The organism is Arenibacter antarcticus (assembly GCF_041320605.1).
Lineage (GTDB): Bacteria > Bacteroidota > Bacteroidia > Flavobacteriales > Flavobacteriaceae > Arenibacter > Arenibacter antarcticus.
Genome location: NZ_CP166679.1, coordinates 4,623,866 through 4,645,152 on the forward strand (window position 1 = coordinate 4,623,866; position 21,287 = coordinate 4,645,152).

The window sequence follows — 21,287 nt, forward strand, 5'->3', positions numbered from 1 at the left end:
AATGAGCAAAGATAAGGTACATATATTTGATACAACGCTAAGGGATGGGGAACAAGTACCCGGATGTAAATTGGATACAGAGCAAAAATTAATCATAGCCGAGAGATTAGATCTTTTGGGAGTTGATGTAATTGAAGCTGGTTTTCCTATTTCCAGTCCAGGGGATTTTAATTCAGTTCATCAAATTTCTAAATTAGTTAAAAATGCTATAGTATGCGGGCTTACCCGTGCCGTTAAAAAAGATATTGAAGTAGCAGCCCAGGCCTTACAAATGGCAAAAAGACCAAGAATTCACACTGGGATTGGCACTTCAGATTCACATATTAAATTCAAGTTCAATTCCAATAAGGAGGCCATTATTGAAAGGGCCGTAGCTGCAGTAAAATACGCGAAGACCTTTGTGGAAGATGTGGAATTTTACGCAGAAGATGCCGGAAGAACAGATAACGAGTTTTTGGCAAGGGTTTGTGAAGCTGTGATAAAGGCTGGTGCAACCGTTTTAAACATTCCAGATACCACGGGATATTGTCTGCCAGATGAATATGGGGCAAAAATAAAATATTTAAAAGAGAACGTTACTGGTATACACAAAGCAATTCTATCTTGCCACTGCCATAATGATCTTGGATTGGCCACAGCCAACTCCATTGCAGGGGTCATTAACGGAGCCAGACAAATAGAATGCACCATCAATGGTATTGGTGAAAGGGCAGGGAATACTTCTTTGGAAGAGGTAGTAATGATTCTAAGACAGCATCCTACTCTAAATCTTGATACTAATATAAACAGTAAATTATTATATGATACCAGTCAAATGGTATCTCAAAAAATGGGTGTATTGGTACAGGCTAATAAAGCCATCGTTGGTGCCAATGCCTTTGCCCATAGTTCGGGAATCCATCAGGATGGGGTTATTAAAAATAGGGAAACCTACGAAATCATAAATCCAGCCGATGTTGGTGTCAACGAATCCTCCATTGTCCTAACAGCCAGAAGTGGAAGAGCAGCATTGGCATACCGTGCTAAAATTGTAGGTTATGAACTTACAAAAACCCAATTAGACCTAGTTTATCAAGAGTTTTTAAAGTTCGCTGACAGGCAAAAGGAAATTTTGGACAAGGACATCCATGACATTATTGTAAAAAGTGGTATTTCAATTGAAAGCATTGCATAAATGAATCTAAAAATTGCAGTTTTAGGGGGAGATGGAATTGGACCTGAGGTTTTGGCCCAGTCCATAAAATGTCTACGTGCCGTAGAGGAAACCTTCCACCATCATTTTACCTTTACGGAGGGAGACATAGGTGCCGTGGCCATGGAAAAATATGGTAAGCCCTTACCAGAAGCTACAACAGCACTCTGCAGGGCGTCAGACTCCATCCTTTTTGGTACTATTGGTACCCTAAAATACGATGAGAACCCTAGTGCCAAGGTACGTCCAGAACAGGGCCTACTTCAATTGAGACAAGAGCTGGAACTATTCGCCAACATTAGACCTGTAAAAGTCTTTCCTACACTGGTAAACAAATCGCCCTTAAAAAAGCATGTCATTTTCGGAACCGATTTCATTATCTATAGGGAGCTGACCGGAGGAATATATTTTGGGGAGAAAAAATTGAGCAAAGACGGTACCTTAGCTTCAGACCTATGTGAGTATTCCGAAAAAGAAATCAGTAGGATTGCCCATTTCGCATTTAAGGCCGCCAAAAATAGAAGAAAGAAATTAACCTTGGTAGACAAGGCTAACGTCTTGGAAACTTCTCGACTATGGCGTAAAGTAGTTTCCAAAATTGGGGAAAGTTATCCAGAGGTACAACTGGAATACCTTTTTGTGGATAATGCTGCCATGCAGATGATGCTACATCCAAATCATTTTGATGTTATATTAACGGATAATATGTTTGGGGACATCCTTTCTGACCAAGGGAGCGCAATATGTGGTACCAAAGGATTATTGCCTTCTGCCTCTATAGGGAACGATCATGCCATGTTTGAACCTTTTCACGGATCATACCCGCAAGCGGAAGGAAAGAACATTGCCAATCCTGTTGCCTCAATACTATCTACCGCAATGATGCTGAGTCATTTTGGATTACATGAGGAATCTAGGTCGGTTGTGACCGCTGTGGATAAATCTATGAGAAAACAAATAGTTACCCAGGATCTTAATGTCTCCAGCAAGTATGGCACCAATGAGGTAGGCGATTTTATCGCCGCAAACATCATAGATTCGGAAGATAATTACAATTACAATTACGAAAATATTGGACTGGGGAAATCTACCATTATATAAAATATTCCCCAAGCCCCCATTTTCTACTTTTCAGCCAATAATTGATCCATATAAGTGTAAAAATCTCTTTTAAAACTACTATAATGGTTCCCTGTAGCGGGACCATTAAATCCACTATGGATTTTCCTGACCACTCCTTTTCTATCCAACATTATTGTAGTGGGGTAGGATAGTATATGGTTTAACATTGGGAGTTTATCCTCGGCTAAGGATTTATCGGAACTAGCGTACTGTGCTAATAAAACGGGGTACTTCACGCCGATTCTTTTTACCAGTCTGTCAATCGCCTTAAAGGCCGCTTCCGGCGTTTTTGCGTATTCAAAGGCCAAAGCCACTACGCTGACATCCTTATTCTCATTGTCCTTCAAATATTCTACCAAAAATTTGGTTTCATCTAAACAATTGGGGCACCAGGTTCCCATAATTTGCACTACAACTACCTTATTCTCAAATTCTGGATCGTCTAGAGACACCATCTTTCCAGATGCATCAGGGAAGGAAAACTCCAACTTGTCATATCCCTTTTTTAAAAAGGTCACTCCATCTCCAAGCGGCAACTCAAAATTTTCATTCCTTAATGCCGTAAAAGGCGCCATATAATGATTCCCAGAATAAAATTCACCCTCCATAATGCTATCTGAAACCTTCGCCGCAAACAAATAGGCATGGGCTCCATCAAAAGTAGAGAGCTTAACGGAATCACCTTGAAGCACTCCCTCCAGGTACCTATAATCCCCTGTTGCCGTCCTAAAAGTTCCACGAACCTTATTACCTATCTGTTTAAATATTCCTTTAGCCATATAACTATCCTCGGTATTGGGGCTAAATTCTGCTTCCCAATCACCTGTTATATTGTACTCTGGTGTCTTACCATCGGCAAACCGCTCGTTTATTCCAAAAATGGCACTAAAAGGCACTACCCTATCCAAAGATTCTATTACAAAAACGCCATTAATACTATCTGGCGTAAATTTCCCAGCAATATAACCTTCAAAAACCGGTAGTTTTATTACAATGGAATCCTTTTTAACTGTAATCTCATCTACATATATTATCTCCTCTGCATTGTAAAGCTCTAGGGTGTATTTTCCTTTTTCATCAAGAATCATTTTAAAATTAAAAGGCAAGTATTTATCATTCAAGGTTTGGAGCTCTGCCAACCAGAATCCCTCCTTTAAATTAGAATTTTGGGGAGCTACACAAGAAAGCATTAATAACATCAAGGAAGAAACTAGAGCAATTCGATTTTTGGTATACACTTTTAAATATGTCTTTAGGGTTATTGTTCAGGAACAAAACTACAATATAGGTCTCAAACTTTTAAAGGTTGACTACTAGAATTCTAATTTCAAGTTTCAGGTAAATTTAAAATCGCACGATCCTAGGTTTAAAAGTACAAAAGACATAGCTATAAAAAATAAGACAATTCAATGCGCTACCTGTTGAATGTCTACTTGCATTGTTTTATATTTGACCTCTCTAAAAATAAGCAATGAAAATATCGTATAACTGGTTAAAACAGTTTTTAAAAATTGACTGGGATTCTCAAAAGACAGCGGAATTATTAACAGACTTAGGTTTAGAGGTTGAGGGTATTTCCGCTTTCGAATCCATTAAAGGTGGGCTAAAGGGAATTGTGGTAGGTGAAGTAATGACCTGCATAAAACACCCTAATGCAGATAAATTAAAATTGACAACGGTAGATATTGGTCTAGAACAACCCTTACAAATTGTTTGTGGAGCCCCCAATGTTGCTGTTGGCCAGAAAGTACCGGTAGCCACAATAGGGACCACATTATATACCAAAGAAGGCGAAGCCTGGGTTATAAAGAAAGGGAAAATTAGAGGGGAAGAGAGCCATGGAATGATATGTGCGGAAGATGAACTTGGTATTGGGGAAGGACATGAAGGCATTTTGGTGCTTTCTGATACCCTAAAGCCAGGAACCCTTTGCTCAGAGATATTTGACGTGGAAAACGATGAGGTTTTTGAAATTGGCCTTACTCCCAATCGTGCCGATGCCATGAGTCATTTTGGTGTTGCTAGGGACCTTAAAGCTGGTTTTAAGCAGAAAGACATTCATAAGGAATTAATTACGCCCCCCATTTCTAATTTCAATATCATTAATAGATCTTTAAAGATCGATGTTGAGGTAGAAAAAAGTGAGTTAGCACCAAGGTATTGCGGAATTACAATTAGTAACCTTATAGTACAACCCTCACCAGATTGGTTAAAAAATAGATTAAGGGCAATAGGTATCACCCCAAAGAACAACGTAGTGGATGCCACCAATTACGTATTGCACGAATTGGGACAACCATTACATGCCTTTGATGCTGCTAAAATAAAAGGCAATAAAATCATCGTTAAAACGCTCCCCAAAGGCACCAAATTTACAACCTTAGACGGTGTTGAAAGAACCTTGAGCGAAGAGGACCTCATGATTTGCGATACCGAAAAACCACTGTGTATTGCAGGTGTTTTTGGGGGTGAAAATTCTGGAGTTACAGAATATACTAATAGTATTTTCCTTGAAAGCGCATTTTTTAACCCCGTTAGTGTCCGTAAAACTGCCAAAAGACACGGACTAAGTACCGATGCTTCCTTTAGATTTGAAAGAGGGATTGATATAGACAATGTAGAATATTGCTTAAAACGAGCTGCATTATTGATCCACGAAATCACCGGAGGTGATGTCACTTCAGACATCGTGGACATTTATCCAAAGAAAAAGGACGACTACCATGTATTCCTGACCTTTGACAAAATCAATAAATTAATCGGTCAAGATATACCTAAGGACACCATAAAATCTATTTTAGCCTCGCTAGACATCAAGGTAAAAAACGTTACAGAGTCCGGGTTGGGACTATCCATTCCTTTCTATAGGGTAGATGTACAACGAGAAGTAGACGTAATTGAGGAAATACTACGTATATTCGGCTATAACAATGTAGAGTTCACAGAAAAACTCAACGCTTCTATTGCCCCGACATCCAAATTTGAGGATTATAAGATTCAAAATATCATAGGTGATTTACTGGCTGCCAAAGGATTTAACGAGATATTAGCCAACAGTCTTACCTCTCCCCTTTATAATAAATTAACAGCGGATATAAAAGAGGAACAAACCATTAGCATGCTCAATCCTCTAAGCACCGATCTTTCGGTTATGAGACAATCCATGCTTTTCACTGGGTTGGAGGCTGTAGAGCATAATACCAATAGAAGAATGCACAATCTTAAATTCTTCGAATTTGGTAAAACATACCACCAATATCCAGAAAATAGAGAAGAAAAAAAGCATTTAAGTCTTGTTGTTACCGGAAACAGAGCAGAAGACAACTGGACCACCCCCACCAAAAAATCGGACTTCTTTTATCTGAAATCCATTGTGGTTAGTATTTTGACCAGATTGGGCCTTCCAGAATTCCAATCAGAACCCACTGACAGAACTATTTTCTCCGAAGGAATCAGCCTAAAAATCGAAGGTCATGAAATTGTGTCACTGGGAATAGTTGAAAAATCTGTAGCAACAGAATTCGATATTAAGGAAGAAGTGCTTTATGCCGATTTTAATTGGGATACTATTTTGGAATTGATTCTAAACAATCAAATTGTTTTTAAGGAAATTACGAAGTACCCTGAGGTAAAACGCGATTACGCTTTGTTAGTTAACGAAAATATAAGCTTTAAACAGATTTATGATATCGCTTTGCAAACTGAAAATAATTTCCTAAAGAGTGTAAATCTATTTGATGTTTACACTGGGAAAAGTCTGCCCGATGGCAAGAAATCATATGCGGTAAGTTACACCTTGCGCAATGAGGAAGCTACATTGACAGACAAGCAAATAGATGGTATTATGAATAAATTACTAAAGCGATACCAAGAAGATCTAGGAGCAGAACTTAGATAGACTCCTAAAGCATTTCAGGCAGGATAACAGCGTCAATTTTGTGGATCACACCGTTTCTTTGGTTAAAATCTGCAGTAGTTATTTTGGCGCTGTTGCCAAATTGATCCGTTAAGACAATGTCTAACCCATGCATGGATGCAAATATTTTATTGCCCTGCACAGTTGTAAAACTAGCCTTCCCATTACCCCTACTCATTGCCAATAACATTTTTGAAGCGGTAAGGTTGCCTGCAACCATATGATAGGTTAAAAGAGAAAATAGCTCTTTTCTATTTTCCGGCTGCAAAAGCACCTTCATTTTGTTCTTGGACATCTTTGCAAAAGCCTTATCTGAGGGGGCAAATACGGTAAACGGCCCATCTTCATTTAATATTTGCTCCAAATCAGCTGCTTTTACCGCCTGCAACAATGTACTGTAACCAGATTCCGAGGTACTTTCTAAAATGGAGTTTTTACGGAGCTGTTTGTTTGATGATATCTGCGCATGGCCATATAAGACCACGAAGAAAAGTAGGACAAAAAAGGAGGCAACAGTTTTCATAAGATTCAGGGCTTGAATTTACAAAATCATCGACGAACGGTAGATTTATTCGGCAATATACAATAATGAGTGTACTTAATGGGAAATCTCTTCTATATTAGGCCGTTATCTAACAAAAAATTAACACTAGCAATCCCTTAAACGTACATTTCAAAGGGTAATAGACTTCATTATTTTTTAATAATTTATGAATTACGAAGTAATTTGGAATCCATAATTTATTAACTTTATAAGCATTGCAAAAAAAAGGACCATGTTATTGCAAAAAACCAACATTCAGAAAAAACTTATCCTTGCAAAACAAAAGGATAATTCGTCTGAATTTTTAATGCAAGAGGTTTTTGACATCCTCAAAGAAGTAGATACTACACAAAAAAGGATTGTACAAAACTTGACGGTCAGGTCTCCAAAAGTTGTCAATCATTTTGATTTTAATCGATTAGAAACTTCAGAGATTTATCATATAAGTCATATTAAGAAAATTGCGATAAACTATAGGCTTCGGTTTCTGGATTCTCATTATTTTAAAGGCGTGATTCCCAATGAAGCCATTTCAAAAATCCGAAGTTTAGAAAAAGCACATGGAATGGAACTCCAGGGTTTCAAAATTCTTGCCCCTTCAAAACTCTTTAAACTAGAGGATCGGGACGATCCCATTTTATTTGCACCAATTGATAACGAATATTACTATTTGATTCATAAATGGGGAAATGACCTTCATCCATTGAGAAAAACACTGATGTGGTCATTTAAGAGCATTGGAAACCTGTTTATCACCGTAGTAGCCATAAGCTACCTATTAACTTTAATGGTTCCGGATGGCTTGTTATCCAAATCGAGTTCCGTAGCCCAATTTTGGATTATTTTCTTTTTTATGTTTAAAACCATTGCCGCAATTGTGATATACTATGGCTTTGCCAAAGGCAAAAACTTTAATCATGCTATCTGGAACAACAAATATTTGAAAACATAATAAGGCTGTATATCCTTGGATTGAAATTCTGAAAAACAAGAAATCTTTATCCTTTCACCCTTTGTATCTCCTTACGGATATACAAAATTAGGGATCAAAGGATAAAGACTTTATAATTTTCCTGAAGGCGACCACCGGCACACCAAGAGGACTTTCCGAAAATCTTAGCTCGAATGATTATACCGTAACCGAGTACATTTTATTTCGCTGTTCCTTGATAGTTTTGTCGGACATGTATTCATCGAAGGATAAATAACGATCTATACAACCTTTGGGTGTCAATTCTATTACCCTATTCGCCACAGTTTCCGCAAATTCATGATCATGGGTAGTGAACATTACTGTTCCTTTAAAGTTTTTCAAGGAATTGTTAAATGTAGTAATACTCTCCAGATCCAAGTGATTGGTAGGTTCATCCAACATAAGCACATTGGCCCTCATCAACATCATCCTACTTAACATACACCTCACCTTTTCCCCTCCAGAAAGTACGGTACATTTTTTCAGGGCTTCTTCTCCACTAAAGAGCATTTTCCCCAAAAAGCCCCTAATACTAACTTCTTCGCGCTCTTCTTCAGTTTTAGCCCATTGCCTCAACCAATCTACCAAGTTGATGTTTTCATTAAAATATTTGGAGTTATCTGCCGGTAAATAGGAATGATTGGTGGTTATCCCCCATTGAAATTCCCCATCATCGGCTTTACGGTTATCGTTTAGAATTTCATAAAAGGCAGATGTTGCCCTAGAATCTCTTGAAATTATTGCAACCTTATCGCCTTTTGCCAGATTAATATTGATGTCTTGAAACAAAATTTCTCCTTCCTCAGTTTTAGCCGAAAGCTTCTCCACATTCAATATTTGATCACCAGCTTCTCTTTCCCTATCAAAGATTATTGCAGGATACCTTCTACTAGACGGCTTTATATCTTCAATCTTCAACTTAGAAAGCATCTTTTTTCTAGAAGTTGCTTGTTTACTCTTCGCCACGTTTGCGCTAAATCGCTGAATGAATTCCTGTAATTCCTTAGCTTTTTCCTCTGACTTTTTATTTTGTTGCGCCCTTTGTCTGGCTGCCAATTGACTACTTTCATACCAGAAAGTATAATTCCCCGAGTAAAGGTTCATTTTACTGAAATCTATATCCGCTATATGAGTACATACAGCATCTAAAAAGTGCCTATCGTGAGAAACAACAATTACGGTATTTTCGTAATCCGCTAGAAAATTTTCCAGCCAGTTTATTGTCTCGTAATCCAAGTCGTTGGTAGGTTCATCCATAATCAGGACATCTGGATTACCAAACAATGCTTGTGCCAACAACACCCGCACCTTTAGCTTGGAATCCACATCGGCCATAGTGGTATTGTGTAGTACTTCTGCAATTCCCAAATTGGACAGCATAGCGGCAGCATTACTATCGGCGTTCCATCCGTTCATTTCCTCAAACTGAACCTGCAATTCCCCTATCCGATCCGCATTTTCATCACTGTAATCAGCATAAAGCGCATCTATTTCCTGTTTGATCTTAAACAATGGCTTGTTTCCCATAACCACACTTTCCAAGACCGTATTCTCATCATAGGCGTTGTGGTTCTGTTCTAGGATGGACATCCGTTTTCCGGGCTCCAAATGTACCTGTCCCGAGGTAGGATCAATCTGCCCTGACAAGATTCTTAAGAAAGTGGACTTACCTGCGCCATTGGCACCAATAACACCATAACAATTACCTTGGGTAAACGAAACGTTTACTTCGTCAAAAAGGATTCGTTTTCCAAATTGTACAGATAAGTTTGATACTGATAGCATAAAAGAAGATTTAAATTTTGTGCAAAAATAACGAAAATTACCCCTTCAAACCAAGTATATTGTCATCGCATTACCCCCCACTTTACGGAGTATAGGAGATATTTAACTCACTATTAACAGCCATTATCTATGGAGTTTGTTAGATTTGTTCACAATAAAGTTGCTATTCGCATATGAATAAACCTTTACTCTACGCTTTTATACTTGCTTTTGTAAGTTGTGGTACAAAAGTTAAAAAGTCCCCAAACGTATTCTTTGCTGGTGAAATAGTCAACCCAACGAGTGAATATGTGGTGCTTTTTAAGAACGAAGTTATTATTGATTCCGCAAAATTGGATAGCGATAACAGATTCTCCATCCGATTGGATTCTGCTGTTGAAGGTTTATATCACTTTGATCATCATCCCGAGTTACAGTACATTTACCTAGAGCAGGGCGACAGCCTGATGATTCGATTAAATACCGAAGACTTTGACGAATCTCTTATATTCTCTGGTAGAGGGGAAGAAATAAACAATTTTCTACTGGATATGTTTTTGAGCACTGAAGAAGAACTTCCTCTAATCTATTCTTATTCCCATCTTCAACCTGCCCAATTTGATCATAAAATAGATTCCCTACAGGATTTAAAAACCAGCGCACTTAAGGAATTGCGCAAAGAGGTGGATCTTTCCAACAATGCTATATTAATTGCACAGGCAAGTATCATCTACAATTACTATACCTATAAAGAGAAATACCCGTTTTGGAATAGGCGGATCACCGGTGAAAAAGCTATCCCCGATTTAGACGAGAAATTTTATGATTATAGAAAAACGCTCGATTACAACATTGACGAACTTGCCTATCACCGCTATTACTACAATTTCTTAAAAACCCATTTTGACAACCTATCTTATATGCACTGTGTAACGGGTTGCCATGTAAAACATTTGGAAGTTGTTAGCAACAAACTTCATTTTAATCAGCATAAATTAAAATTGATAGACAGCTTAGTGAATACAAAAAATCTTAGGGACAACCTATTTAGGAGCGTTGCCATAGATTATCTCCTAAATGTTCACGATAGCGAAGAAAATAACAATGAATTTATTGCCGATTTTAAAAAGTATTCTCCCAACAATAGACATATAAAAGAAATAGAAGCGGTTTACCAAGGCGTGAAAAATATGCAACCGGGCAAGAAATTACCAGAAATACTAGTGATGGATAGCGGAGGCAATAAAATAGCTCTTCAGGATATTGCCGAGAATGATACGAATACCGTTTTCTATTTCTGGTCCGGGACCCAAAAGCTGCATTTTGAGAATATCAGCCGAAGGGTAAATCAACTTAAAAAGATTAAGCCTAAATTTACTTTTATAGGGATTAATTGCAATACCGAAATGAAACGTTGGCAATCTATGTTAATTACCAATCAATTGGATTTAGACTATCAGTACCGGACCGATGATTTTGAAAATTTAAAAAACAATTTAGTAATAGGCGGACTCAATAAAGGCATAATAACCAAGGACGGTCTTATTGTAGATGCATTTGCCGATCTCTACAGCAGCTTTTAAACCTCGTAATGGTAGTTTAAGCATTTGCAAATAAAATAGCCTCGCAACCAAATGGTCACGAGGCTATTTTATTTGCTTAGTTAGCGGAAGAGATTAATTCCCCTTTTGGTAATCTTCCAAGAATTTAGCCAATCCACTATCGGTTAATGGATGCTTTAGCAAACCTTCTATAGAAGACAACGCACCGGTCATTACATCAGCACCAATTTTGGCACAATCTATTATATGCATTGTATGCCTAATAGAAGCTGCCAATATCTCAGTTTTAAAACCATAATTATCATAGATAAGTCTAATTTCAGAAATCAGATTCAGACCATCCGTAGAAATATCGTCTAACCTACCGATAAAAGGAGAAACATATGACGCTCCAGCTTTTGCTGCAAGCAAAGCCTGACCAGCAGAAAACACCAAAGTACAATTGGTCCTTATCCCCTTATCAGAAAAATATTTAATAGCTTTTATACCATCTTTAATCATGGGAATCTTAACCACGATCTGTTCGTGCAATTCCGCTAATTCTTCACCTTCCTTGATCATGGATTCTAGGTCGGTCGATATAACTTCTGCAGAAACATCTCCATCCACAATGTTACAGATATCTACATAGTGCTTTAATATATTATTCCTTCCAGTGATCCCCTCTTTTGCCATTAGTGATGGATTGGTAGTTACCCCATCCAATACCCCTAATTCTTGGGCTTCTTTTATTTGCGCTAAGTTTGCCGTGTCAATAAAAAACTTCATGTTATTCGATTTTTAAAAATTATTAATGCTAAGAACAGGTCCAATATAGACCCAACTATATAAAGGTTATGTAAAATTACAATTTATAATGGTTCAATAGGAGTTTCTCGTATACTTTGTCCGGTAATATCTTTTTGAGAATCAGGGATATTTTTTGCATAAACTCCCCTACCTTATAATGTACTTTAGGGTTTTTAGTATTGATTATCTTAAATACCATACGAGCAACAAGCATAGGATCTTTTCCGCTCTCCACATGTTCATCCATCATTTTCAAAGTATTGCCATAAGGTTCCCTGTAAGGCGACTTCTCCGAAACTGGTGCATGATATCTTCCTGCAGCAATGTTGGTTGCAAAATCTCCAGGAGCTAGATTCGTAAAATGTATCCCAAAATCCTTTGTTTCCATTCTTAACGCTTCTGTAACCAATTCTAGGGCTCCTTTGCTTGCCGAATAAATTCCTCTATAAGGCAACCCCATATAACCTGCAATGGAAGTGATATTGATAATCAGGCCCGATCCTTGTTTCCTCATATAGGGCAAAACTGCCTTGGAAACATGGAGTGGACCATTAAAATTTGTGTCGAATGCTTTTAGGATTTCTTCGTGTGGTGTTTCTTCTATTGGTCCCGTAATCCCAATTCCGGCATTATTAACCAACACATCTACCCTACCCTCCTTGGCTATAAGTTCTGTAACCGAACGCTTAACGCTGTCTGGATTTCTAACATCCAATTCCAAAAGATCAAATTCCTTAAAATTGGAATAATTGGTCAAATTCCTGGTAGTTCCATACACCTTATATCCCTTAGATTTTAAATAAATCCCAATAGATTTACCAATCCCCGATGAACCACCTGTCACCAGCACTACCTTTTGTTCCATGTAATTTGAATAAGACTGCAAATTAACAAATAAAAGAGGAATTAGATTGAGAAGTAGGCTTAAAAATATGGATAACTATCAATCCACATCATTCTCTTAAGCTAAATTTAGGGTAGAAAAAATGGCAAGCTACCTACATCGCACCGCTACAACCATATACCCTTGCTGCGTTCCCACCCTGGGGGATTCTACAGGAGCTGGTCGTGTAGGACTTGCCGATGCAAATATACAAACTTTTAATTTTTATGCAATCCTTTTCCCGTCTTAATTTTATTAAATATCTTGCCCCTAAATCGCTAAATAAATTATTTGTTCATGAAGTTTTGATTCTTAGGCTCCTATAAATAGTCGCCTTAAAAAAAATGCACTAATACTCCGTGAAAAATCAAAAATACCATTCTTTTCATCACTACAAACACCCGCTAACAATGAACTCTTTAAAAGTAAATTTCCTATTCCTGATTCCTTTATTCTTTATGGCATGCGGCGGGAACTCAGATCCAAATCAGCTTTTTGAAATTCAATTGGATGGAAAAAGATCAGAATTCCAACAAAACGAATTGATTAATATCTCTATAATCAACAAAAAGGAAGTGAAAATTGACCAGGTCACCTACCACATAAACAACACCGAAATTAAACCTGTTGACAGTAAGATTAAACTTAATCTACCACAACTTGGAGCAAAAACTATATCTGCCAATATTAGTTTTAATGGTAGTACGGTGGAAATAAGTAAAAATATAAAACTATTGGCCGAAAAAGCCCCAGAAATATACACCTATGAAATAGTCAATGAATTTCCGCACGACCAAACTGCCTACACACAAGGCCTTGAATTTTATAAGGACACTCTTTACGAAAGCACGGGAAAAAAAGGACAGTCTTCTTTACGAAAGGTAGATTATAAAACTGGCCAAGTATTGCAAAAAATAGCGTTGGAAGACCATTATTTTGGGGAAGGAATCACCATTCTAAACGATAAAATCTATCAACTAACTTGGCAAAGTGGGGTGGGTTTTATATACGATCTTACCCAATTTAAGAAAATAGATAGTTTTAAATACGATCAGAGCAAGGAAGGCTGGGGCTTGTGCAATGACGGAACCAAAATCTTTAAAAGTGATGGAACCGAGAAAATATGGTTTTTAAATCCTCAAACTATGGCGGAGGAAGGATATTTTGAAACGGTTACCAACACCTCTATTTTTAATAAAGCCAATGAGTTGGAATATGTTGATGGAAAAATTTACGCCAACGTTTACCAAAAGGAAAGCATGATGATTATTGATGCAAAAAGTGGCGCGATAGAAGGCGTTATTAATTTTGGAGGTTTAAAGGATAAGGTCACCCAACATAAAGATCTAGATGTTCTTAACGGTGTCGCCTATCATCCAGAAAGAAAAACATTTTTTGTGACAGGTAAAAATTGGGATAAATTATTCGAGGTTAACATACGTAAAAAATAAAAATGGGAACATTTTCAAAGACCCTTATCGTTGTACAGGACGATCTTGATGATCTGGAACACGTAAACAATGTTAGGTATGTACAATGGATGCAAGATATAGCCAAGGAACATTGGCTAGCCAAAGCACCTGAAGCGCTAATTAAAGAAACGGTATGGGTGGTACTTACCCATCATATTACGTATAAGAGTGCGGCAAAACTAAACGATGAAATAATCTTAAACACCTTTATCGAAAAAAGTAAAGGCCCTATCTGTATCCGTGTCGTAGAAATGTTTAACAAGGAAACCGGTCAATTATTAATCAAAGCTAAAACAGAGTGGTGCCTACTGAAATCGGACACCTTTAAACCTATGCGAATAAGTCCTGAGATTGCAGAAATATTTATTAGCAATCCATAAACCGTCCTATTTTCTACCATTAATTCCTGCTCCCTATTACAAATTACTCATAGAAGTATCGTACGCAACTTTACCATTGGAATCAAAATTGGCCTTTTCAAAAACAATCTACATAACCCCCTAGGTAGATTAGCGCAACTAAAGCGCAATAAACACATTCTACTGATAATTAAACTGTTTATAACGCCAGATCTAATTAAGCATGAATGGGAAAGAAAGTGTTTAATAAACAAAACTTATCTGCTCCACTAAGTATACGGTTTAATCAAATAACCATTTAAACCAAACCTATAATTACATTAAATCACCTTAATTAAAGCAAATTAAAACTATTGGCGCCCTAGGGCATTAATAAAAACGAACCGAATTTTAGGCTTGTGAATGATTTTCGTAGCTATCTCTAAGTATTAAACATATTAAATTGTAGGAATAATCTAGTAATTATTAAAAAATCAACTAAAAATACCAAAACCTTAGTTTTTCTATGGTTGAAACTCAAGCTTCCCCTTGTAGGATCATTAATTTGCGCAAAAATGGCCTAATAATGGGGTATACTTACACCATACTTGATTCTGACGCGAAGTCCAACTTACAACTCCAAAATTACCTTGCAGAGTATGGCGATTTTATGTGCAATGGTGTGGCACAGGACAGTATGGGAGGTTTAAATATAATCTTAAAAAAAACTCCTGACATTGTATTCATTCATTTAAATGAAAAGGCATCGGAATATTTCCATATGATTATGGAATTACATCAATACACAAGTGAACTTCCTGTATTTATTGCTTTGGCTTCCTCACAGCAATACGCGTATCAAGCTTTAAAAAATCATTTTTTCGATTATTGGTTGATGCCCTATAATGACTTTGATATTCGAAAAACAATCCTGAAGCTTAGGATAAAATGGCCTAAGGAACAACAATCACAGACCTTACTATTGCAATCCTATAAGGATTACCGCTATTTAAATACCAATGAAATCATGTACTTACAGGCGGATAATAATACTACTGATTTTTTTATGGAAGACGGAAGTACGATAAGTGCTTTTAAAACGTTAAAGACCTTTGAAAACAATTTGCCAGCCAATTTTGTTCGGGTACACCAAAGTTATATTATCAATACCAATTTTGTTTCTAGGATCAATTATGGAAAGGGCATATGCACCTTAAAACACTCCAAATTGCAACTGCCATTTTCCAAGTCCTATAAAAGCAACGTAGAAAATTTAAAACAGATTCTATCCAAAAACACCATTTCCACTCTTAATTAACAGAATCCTCTTAGACTACACCCGTTCACTAGCAGACGAAGGTGTTTTACTATAGTTTTTTCACAGCGAATATTTTCGATGATCCTCTTCACTACATTAGCTGAAGAAATAATCAGTAACCCTCGAATCATTATTTACTTATGAAAAAATTAGCAGGATTTTTAGCATTATCATTATTGAATGTAGGTATTATAACCGCACAGAATGATATGTATACTCCAACAACCACAACAAACGCAGCTTCAATAGAAGCGCAATTACAAAATTTTGATGCTGCTTTGGCAACCGATGGGGACATTATAATAAGGGATAGAAGAAAGAGGACCGACTTAGTAGACTCTCAAAAACTACATACCAATATTCAAAATACCAATAATGCCCTTGCAACCGATGGGGACATTATAATAAGAGACAGAAGAAAGAGGACCGACTTAGTGGATTCTCAAACATTAAACTCAAATATTCAGAATACCAATAATGCCCTTGCAACCGATGGGGACATTATAATAAGAGATAGAAGAAAGAGAACCGACTTAGTGGATTCTCAAACATTAAACTCAAATATTCAGAATACTAACAATGCCCTTGCAACCGATGGGGACATTATAATAAGGGATAGAAGAAAGAGAACCGACTTAGTGGATTCTCAAACATTAAACTCAAATATCCAGAATACTAACAATGCCCTTGCAACCGATGGGGACATTATAATAAGGGATAGAAGAAAGAGGACCGACTTAGTGGATTCTCAAACATTAAACTCAAATATCCAGAATACTAACAATGCCCTTGCAACCGATGGGGACATTATAATAAGGGACAGAAGAAAGAGGACCGACTTAGTGGATTCTCAAACATTAAACTCAAATATCCAGAATACTAACAATGCCCTTGCAACCGATGGGGACATTATAATAAGAGACAGAAGAAAGAGAACCGACTTAGTGGATTCTCAAACATTAAACTCAAATATCCAGAATACTAACAATGCCCTTGCAACCGATGGGGACATTATAATAAGGGACAGAAGAAAGAGAACCGACTTAGTGGATTCTCAAACATTAAACTCAAATATCCAGAATACTAACAATGCCCTTGCAACCGATGGGGACATTATAATAAGGGACAGAAGAAAGAGAACCGACTTAGTGGATTCTCAAACATTAAACTCAAATATTCAGAATACTAACAATGCCCTTGCAACCGATGGGGACATTATAATAAGAGACAGAAGAAAGAGAACCGACTTAGTGGATTCTCAAACATTAAACTCAAATATTCAGAATACTAACAATGCCCTTGCAACCGATGGGGACATTATAATAAGGGATAGAAGAAAGAGGACCGACTTAGTGGATTCTCAAACATTAAACTCAAATATCCAGAATACTAATAATGCCCTTGCAACCGATGGGGACATTATAATAAGGGACAGAAGAAAGAGAACCGACTTAGTGGATTCTCAAACATTAAACTCAAATATCCAGAATACTAATAATGCCCTTGCAACCGATGGGGACATTATAATAAGGGACAGAAGAAAGAGAACCGACTTAGTGGATTCTCAAACATTAAACTCAAATATCCAGAATACTAATAATGCCCTTGCAACAGATGGGGACATTATAATAAGGGATAGAAGAAAGAGAACCGATTTGGTATAAGTTTTTCAAAAACATCAAAGTTAAAAGCCCTAAACAATTTAGTTTAGGGCTTTTTGTTTTATCTTCCCCCCTATATGGAACAAAAAATAAAATGTAGGAATTTTATTTCAATATCCTTAGTCGGGCTATGTACCCTATGTGGATGTAACAATTCTACCAATGTCAAAGAGACGCAGGAAATTTCCCAACCAACGGATAGTGTCCTGTATTATTTATCCGAGACAAATAGCACTTCCTCTATCGAATTTAAAAATCATCTTAACAAGGCCTATAACCTTGCCCTAGATATTAACAATGACTCTTTAAGAAGCAAGTACTTTACCGAATTATCGTATAATTATTTATTGGAAGAAGACTCTACTAGATTTCGTGTTTCTAATACGTTAGCTATCCGACATTCCTTGAAAACAGGGGATTCAACCTCTTTGGCTAATAATCATTGGGATCTGGCTACTTTTTTTGGTGATTATGCAGTTGAGGATAGTGCTTATTATCACTATTCCGAGGCGGAAAAAATATTCAGGGGACTCAATGACAAGTATTACTCGGCACGGATGTTGTACAATATGGCCACTATACAGTCCGCAGTAAAGGATTATATCGGAAGCGAAATCAACACCATTAAGGCTATTGAACTTTATAAACCCTTAAATAAATACGAAAATCTCTATCACTGTTATAACAATTTGGGCTCCTTATCCAATGGATTAAAGGAATATGATAGGGCAATAGAATATTACGATCAGGCACTCTTTTATTTAAATAAATCCAACCCCGAAAGTTCTTCAACCCTAAACACCTATAATAATATAGGTATGGTTTACCAAAAAATGGGGGAGCATAAAAAAGCCTTGGAATTCTTTAATAAAGTGATTGTAGCAGATAGCATAAAAACTAAAAATGTGAGAACCTTTGCTACAGTCCTATCCAACTACGCCTATAGCCAAAGTAAACTGGGAGACACCCTTAAAGTATTGGAAAAATATAAGCATGTATTAAAAATAAGGGATAGCCTTAATGACATTCGTGGTCTGGCCCTGACCCAATACCAGATAGCAGAACATTATTTAAGTCAGAGAGACAGTGTAAAAGCCTTGGAATTTGCAAGAAGAGGGAAAGAAAATGCAGAACAGAGCAGTAGCAATCTTCGATTGTTGGAATTATTGGAATTACTTGGAAGGATTGATCCGCATAATGCAACACGATACACCCATGCATATATTAAGCTTAATGATAGCCTTATCCATGAGGAACGTATCCTACAAAACAAATTTACACGAATACGTTTTGAGACCGATCAATTCATTGAACAAAATGTTTTACTGGCTAGGCAGCGGCAATTATGGATTGGGATTTCCGCCAGTCTCCTGATATTGGCTGTTCTTATCCTAGTAATGCTAGATCAACGGAGAAAAAATCAGAAATTGAGATTTGAACAGGCCCAGCAAAAAACAAATCAAGAAATTTTTAATCTGTTGCTTGCTCAAAACAAAAAGGTGGAGGAAGGCAAACAATTGGAAAAGAAACGTATTTCAGAAGAATTACACGATGGCATTTTAGGGCAAATGCTAGGGATAAGACTTATACTTACAGGCCTCAACAATAAATCTGACAATGAGTCCGTTTTAAAACGGAGTGAACTATTAAAAAAATTACAGCATTTGGAAGAGGAAATCCGTACAATTTCACATGAATTAAGCAAGGCATCCCAAGAAAATATTCATAACTTTATTCTTTCCGTTGAAGAATTACTTCAAACAATTAGGGATTCCTCAAAAATGCATTGTAATTTTAGATATGATGATGATATAGATTGGGACCAGTTAACCGCTGATATAAGAATAAATATTTACCGTATCGTTCAAGAAAGCTTGCAAAATTGCATTAAACATGCACAAGCCACAAAGGTAGAAGTGGTGTTTGAATCCTGCGATGAGCAAATTAAAATTATAGTGACGGACAATGGTATTGGATTTAATACTAAAAAAGGAAAAAGAGGAATTGGACTTAAAAATATAAACTCCAGATTGGATAAACTAAAGGGAACCTTAAAATTGAATAGCCAGGTTGGCAAGGGAACCGAAATTATCATTACTATACCTAAAGTTAACAAACAAGCAGCCCCAAAATCTGCATAACCTATATTATAATTTTTACTATGAGAACATTAAGAATCTTAGCGGTAGATGACCACGAAATGATCACAATGGGCTATAAATACCTACTTGAAGCAGCTGAATTTGAAGATTTTGGCATAAGGGTAGAAACTGCTAACACCTATGAAATCGGAAAACAAAAAATCGAAGATTCCGCTAGATCTTTTAAATACGATTTAATATTACTAGACATCCAGTTGACAGAAACACATTTGGAAGAACCTTATTCGGGGGAAGACCTTGGAGTATTGGCCCGAAAAGTAGTTCCGGACACCAAAGTGGTTTTTATGTCTTCTTTTAGTGACAACTATAGGATAAATAGCATTTTAAAAAATGTAAACCCTGATGGCTATATGGTGAAATCGGAAATAGATGAAAAATCACTTATAGCAATGGTTAAAGGGGTTATTACCAATCCACCTTATTACAGTCAGAAAGCCTTGGTTGCCATTAGAAAAAAAATGGCCAACGATAGTATTTTAGACTACAATGATAAAAGGATCCTTTTCCATGTTTCTATTGGCACTAGAACAAAGGATATGGTAGAACATATTAATTTATCCCTCGCAGGAATCGAGAATAGAAAAAGACAACTTAAAGTAATCTTTGGCGTTGAAAAACAAAATGACCTAGCCTTGATCACTGAAGCAAAAATTAGAGGCTTTTTATAACCCAATGTCACGACTAAATCGCACTAAAATTTTATAAGTTTCCTAAGAGTTATTATTTAAGGTGAATTTAGTCACCTAGTATATAATTTCTAGCTTATTCCTACAATTTCTTGTTTTAAATTCATTTTTATGGGTGAATTCATAGACTATTAATGACAACCTTACAAAAACTAAGGTTTTAATTCAAACAAGGACAAGCCTTTATAGTAAATTTGAGCTTAAATTTTTTACAAAATTACTTTTAGGATGTCGAGACAAGGAAATGAATTTTTTAATACCCATAAAGTTGCTATCAAAGCCACCGATCATATTATTGGTCTGGATATTTTTAGAAGGCGCTTAGAAAAGGATTTCTATGCAAATGTAACGATCAGCGATTATGACTTAAAGGAGGGAGAGGCGAATTTAAGCATCGAGATTAACTGCAATTTTACTTTATCAGAATCGTTAGAGTATTTACTGAATCCCGTACCGCATTCCACATTGGGCCCAAAATCTCATTCCAGAAAAACCACATTATTCCTTAAGGCCTATTCCGACTTGCGAAAAGTAAACACTACTGCAATAGATATCAGTGAATTAACCATTTCCTTAACAGATACTAATATTCTTATCAGTAAGATTTACGAACAAAGCATATGCGAACAGATAGAGAATATAACTACAGAACTTTGCCATCACAATATCTACTATACCAAAGGGTTATCGGAAACTCCTTTTGAAATATTTATTCCCATCTTTGAGGAAGTTGCCCTAAAAGCAGATAACATTCCAATAGTCAATCCGATCGACACTAATAATAAAAACAATTATTTCATTTATTGGGGCGTATATTATAACAATGCGGAGGAAACGGCCATATACGATCTACAGTCTCAAAAAATTATTCATGGGGATATTCAGATCTTGAACGAATAGTACCT

General features: G+C 36.7%; 17 protein-coding genes and 1 other RNA gene. 12 read left to right on the forward strand and 6 right to left on the reverse strand.

The genetic code is table 11. From position 1 onward, the window contains the following. Position 1: 1 nt before the first annotated feature. Entirely contained in the window at positions 2 to 1,174 is a 1,173-nt protein-coding gene (locus KCTC52924_RS19000) for a 2-isopropylmalate synthase (RefSeq protein WP_251807945.1), read from the forward strand. Then, positions 1,175 to 2,293, forward strand: coding sequence for a 3-isopropylmalate dehydrogenase (gene leuB, locus KCTC52924_RS19005; RefSeq protein ID WP_251807946.1), 1,119 nt, complete (start codon positions 1,175 to 1,177; stop codon positions 2,291 to 2,293). Positions 2,294 to 2,316: 23 nt separating this feature from the next. Here leuB and KCTC52924_RS19010 read toward each other — a convergent pair whose 3' ends face one another. Continuing rightward, positions 2,317 to 3,552, reverse strand: coding sequence for a TlpA disulfide reductase family protein (locus tag KCTC52924_RS19010; RefSeq protein ID WP_251807947.1), 1,236 nt, complete (start codon positions 3,550 to 3,552; stop codon positions 2,317 to 2,319). Between the two features lie 233 nt (positions 3,553 to 3,785). On the opposite strand from KCTC52924_RS19010, the gene pheT reads away from it, so the two are divergent. After that, positions 3,786 to 6,212, forward strand: coding sequence for a phenylalanine--tRNA ligase subunit beta (gene pheT, locus KCTC52924_RS19015; protein ID WP_251807948.1), 2,427 nt, complete (start codon positions 3,786 to 3,788; stop codon positions 6,210 to 6,212). A gap of 4 nt (positions 6,213 to 6,216) precedes the next feature. Here pheT and KCTC52924_RS19020 read toward each other — a convergent pair whose 3' ends face one another. Further along, the gene (locus KCTC52924_RS19020; protein ID WP_251807949.1) at positions 6,217 to 6,753 is read right to left on the reverse strand and encodes a fasciclin domain-containing protein; all 537 of its coding nucleotides are present in this window, start codon (positions 6,751 to 6,753) and stop codon (positions 6,217 to 6,219) included. 253 nt (positions 6,754 to 7,006) lie between these two features. Here KCTC52924_RS19020 and KCTC52924_RS19025 point away from each other — a divergent pair, with 253 nt between their 5' ends. After that, positions 7,007 to 7,726: a hypothetical protein gene (locus KCTC52924_RS19025; RefSeq protein WP_251807950.1), complete on the forward strand. Its 720-nt coding sequence runs from the start codon at positions 7,007 to 7,009 to the stop codon at positions 7,724 to 7,726. Positions 7,727 to 7,903: 177 nt separating this feature from the next. Here KCTC52924_RS19025 and KCTC52924_RS19030 read toward each other — a convergent pair whose 3' ends face one another. After that, positions 7,904 to 9,532 carry an ABC-F family ATP-binding cassette domain-containing protein gene (locus KCTC52924_RS19030; RefSeq protein WP_251807951.1) on the reverse strand — a complete coding sequence of 543 codons (1,629 nt, stop codon included), beginning with the start codon at positions 9,530 to 9,532 and terminating at the stop codon, positions 7,904 to 7,906. A gap of 173 nt (positions 9,533 to 9,705) precedes the next feature. Here KCTC52924_RS19030 and KCTC52924_RS19035 point away from each other — a divergent pair, with 173 nt between their 5' ends. Continuing rightward, positions 9,706 to 11,094: a transaldolase gene (locus KCTC52924_RS19035; RefSeq protein ID WP_251807952.1), complete on the forward strand. Its 1,389-nt coding sequence runs from the start codon at positions 9,706 to 9,708 to the stop codon at positions 11,092 to 11,094. A 93-nt stretch (positions 11,095 to 11,187) separates the two neighbouring features. On the opposite strand, the gene fsa is transcribed toward KCTC52924_RS19035, so the two are convergent. The 3 genes from fsa to ffs form a co-directional block, all read right to left on the reverse strand. Then, a complete protein-coding gene (fsa, locus tag KCTC52924_RS19040) occupies positions 11,188 to 11,841 on the reverse strand; it encodes a fructose-6-phosphate aldolase (RefSeq protein WP_251807953.1) in 654 nt (217 codons plus the stop codon). A gap of 76 nt (positions 11,842 to 11,917) precedes the next feature. Then, the gene (locus KCTC52924_RS19045) at positions 11,918 to 12,727 is read right to left on the reverse strand and encodes an SDR family oxidoreductase (RefSeq protein ID WP_251807954.1); all 810 of its coding nucleotides are present in this window, start codon (positions 12,725 to 12,727) and stop codon (positions 11,918 to 11,920) included. Positions 12,728 to 12,846: 119 nt separating this feature from the next. Next, an RNA gene (gene ffs / locus KCTC52924_RS19050) (signal recognition particle sRNA small type) lies at positions 12,847 to 12,945 on the reverse strand. Between the two features lie 210 nt (positions 12,946 to 13,155). On the opposite strand from ffs, the gene KCTC52924_RS19055 reads away from it, so the two are divergent. From KCTC52924_RS19055 to KCTC52924_RS19085, 7 genes are all read left to right on the forward strand, one after another. Beyond that, entirely contained in the window at positions 13,156 to 14,196 is a 1,041-nt protein-coding gene (locus KCTC52924_RS19055) for a glutaminyl-peptide cyclotransferase (RefSeq protein ID WP_251807955.1), read from the forward strand. A 2-nt stretch (positions 14,197 to 14,198) separates the two neighbouring features. After that, entirely contained in the window at positions 14,199 to 14,597 is a 399-nt protein-coding gene (locus KCTC52924_RS19060; protein WP_251807956.1) for a thioesterase family protein, read from the forward strand. Between the two features lie 544 nt (positions 14,598 to 15,141). Then, positions 15,142 to 15,873, forward strand: a complete 732-nt coding sequence (locus KCTC52924_RS19065; protein ID WP_251807957.1) for a LytTR family DNA-binding domain-containing protein — start codon at positions 15,142 to 15,144, stop codon at positions 15,871 to 15,873. Between the two features lie 140 nt (positions 15,874 to 16,013). Then, positions 16,014 to 17,537 carry a hypothetical protein gene (locus KCTC52924_RS19070; protein ID WP_370671488.1) on the forward strand — a complete coding sequence of 508 codons (1,524 nt, stop codon included), beginning with the start codon at positions 16,014 to 16,016 and terminating at the stop codon, positions 17,535 to 17,537. 74 nt (positions 17,538 to 17,611) lie between these two features. Continuing rightward, positions 17,612 to 19,675: a sensor histidine kinase gene (locus KCTC52924_RS19075; RefSeq protein ID WP_251809314.1), complete on the forward strand. Its 2,064-nt coding sequence runs from the start codon at positions 17,612 to 17,614 to the stop codon at positions 19,673 to 19,675. 20 nt (positions 19,676 to 19,695) lie between these two features. Next, positions 19,696 to 20,364, forward strand: coding sequence for a response regulator (locus tag KCTC52924_RS19080; RefSeq protein ID WP_251809315.1), 669 nt, complete (start codon positions 19,696 to 19,698; stop codon positions 20,362 to 20,364). A gap of 246 nt (positions 20,365 to 20,610) precedes the next feature. Continuing rightward, a complete protein-coding gene (locus tag KCTC52924_RS19085; RefSeq protein WP_251809316.1) occupies positions 20,611 to 21,282 on the forward strand; it encodes a hypothetical protein in 672 nt (223 codons plus the stop codon). The last annotated feature ends 5 nt before the right edge of the window (positions 21,283 to 21,287 follow it).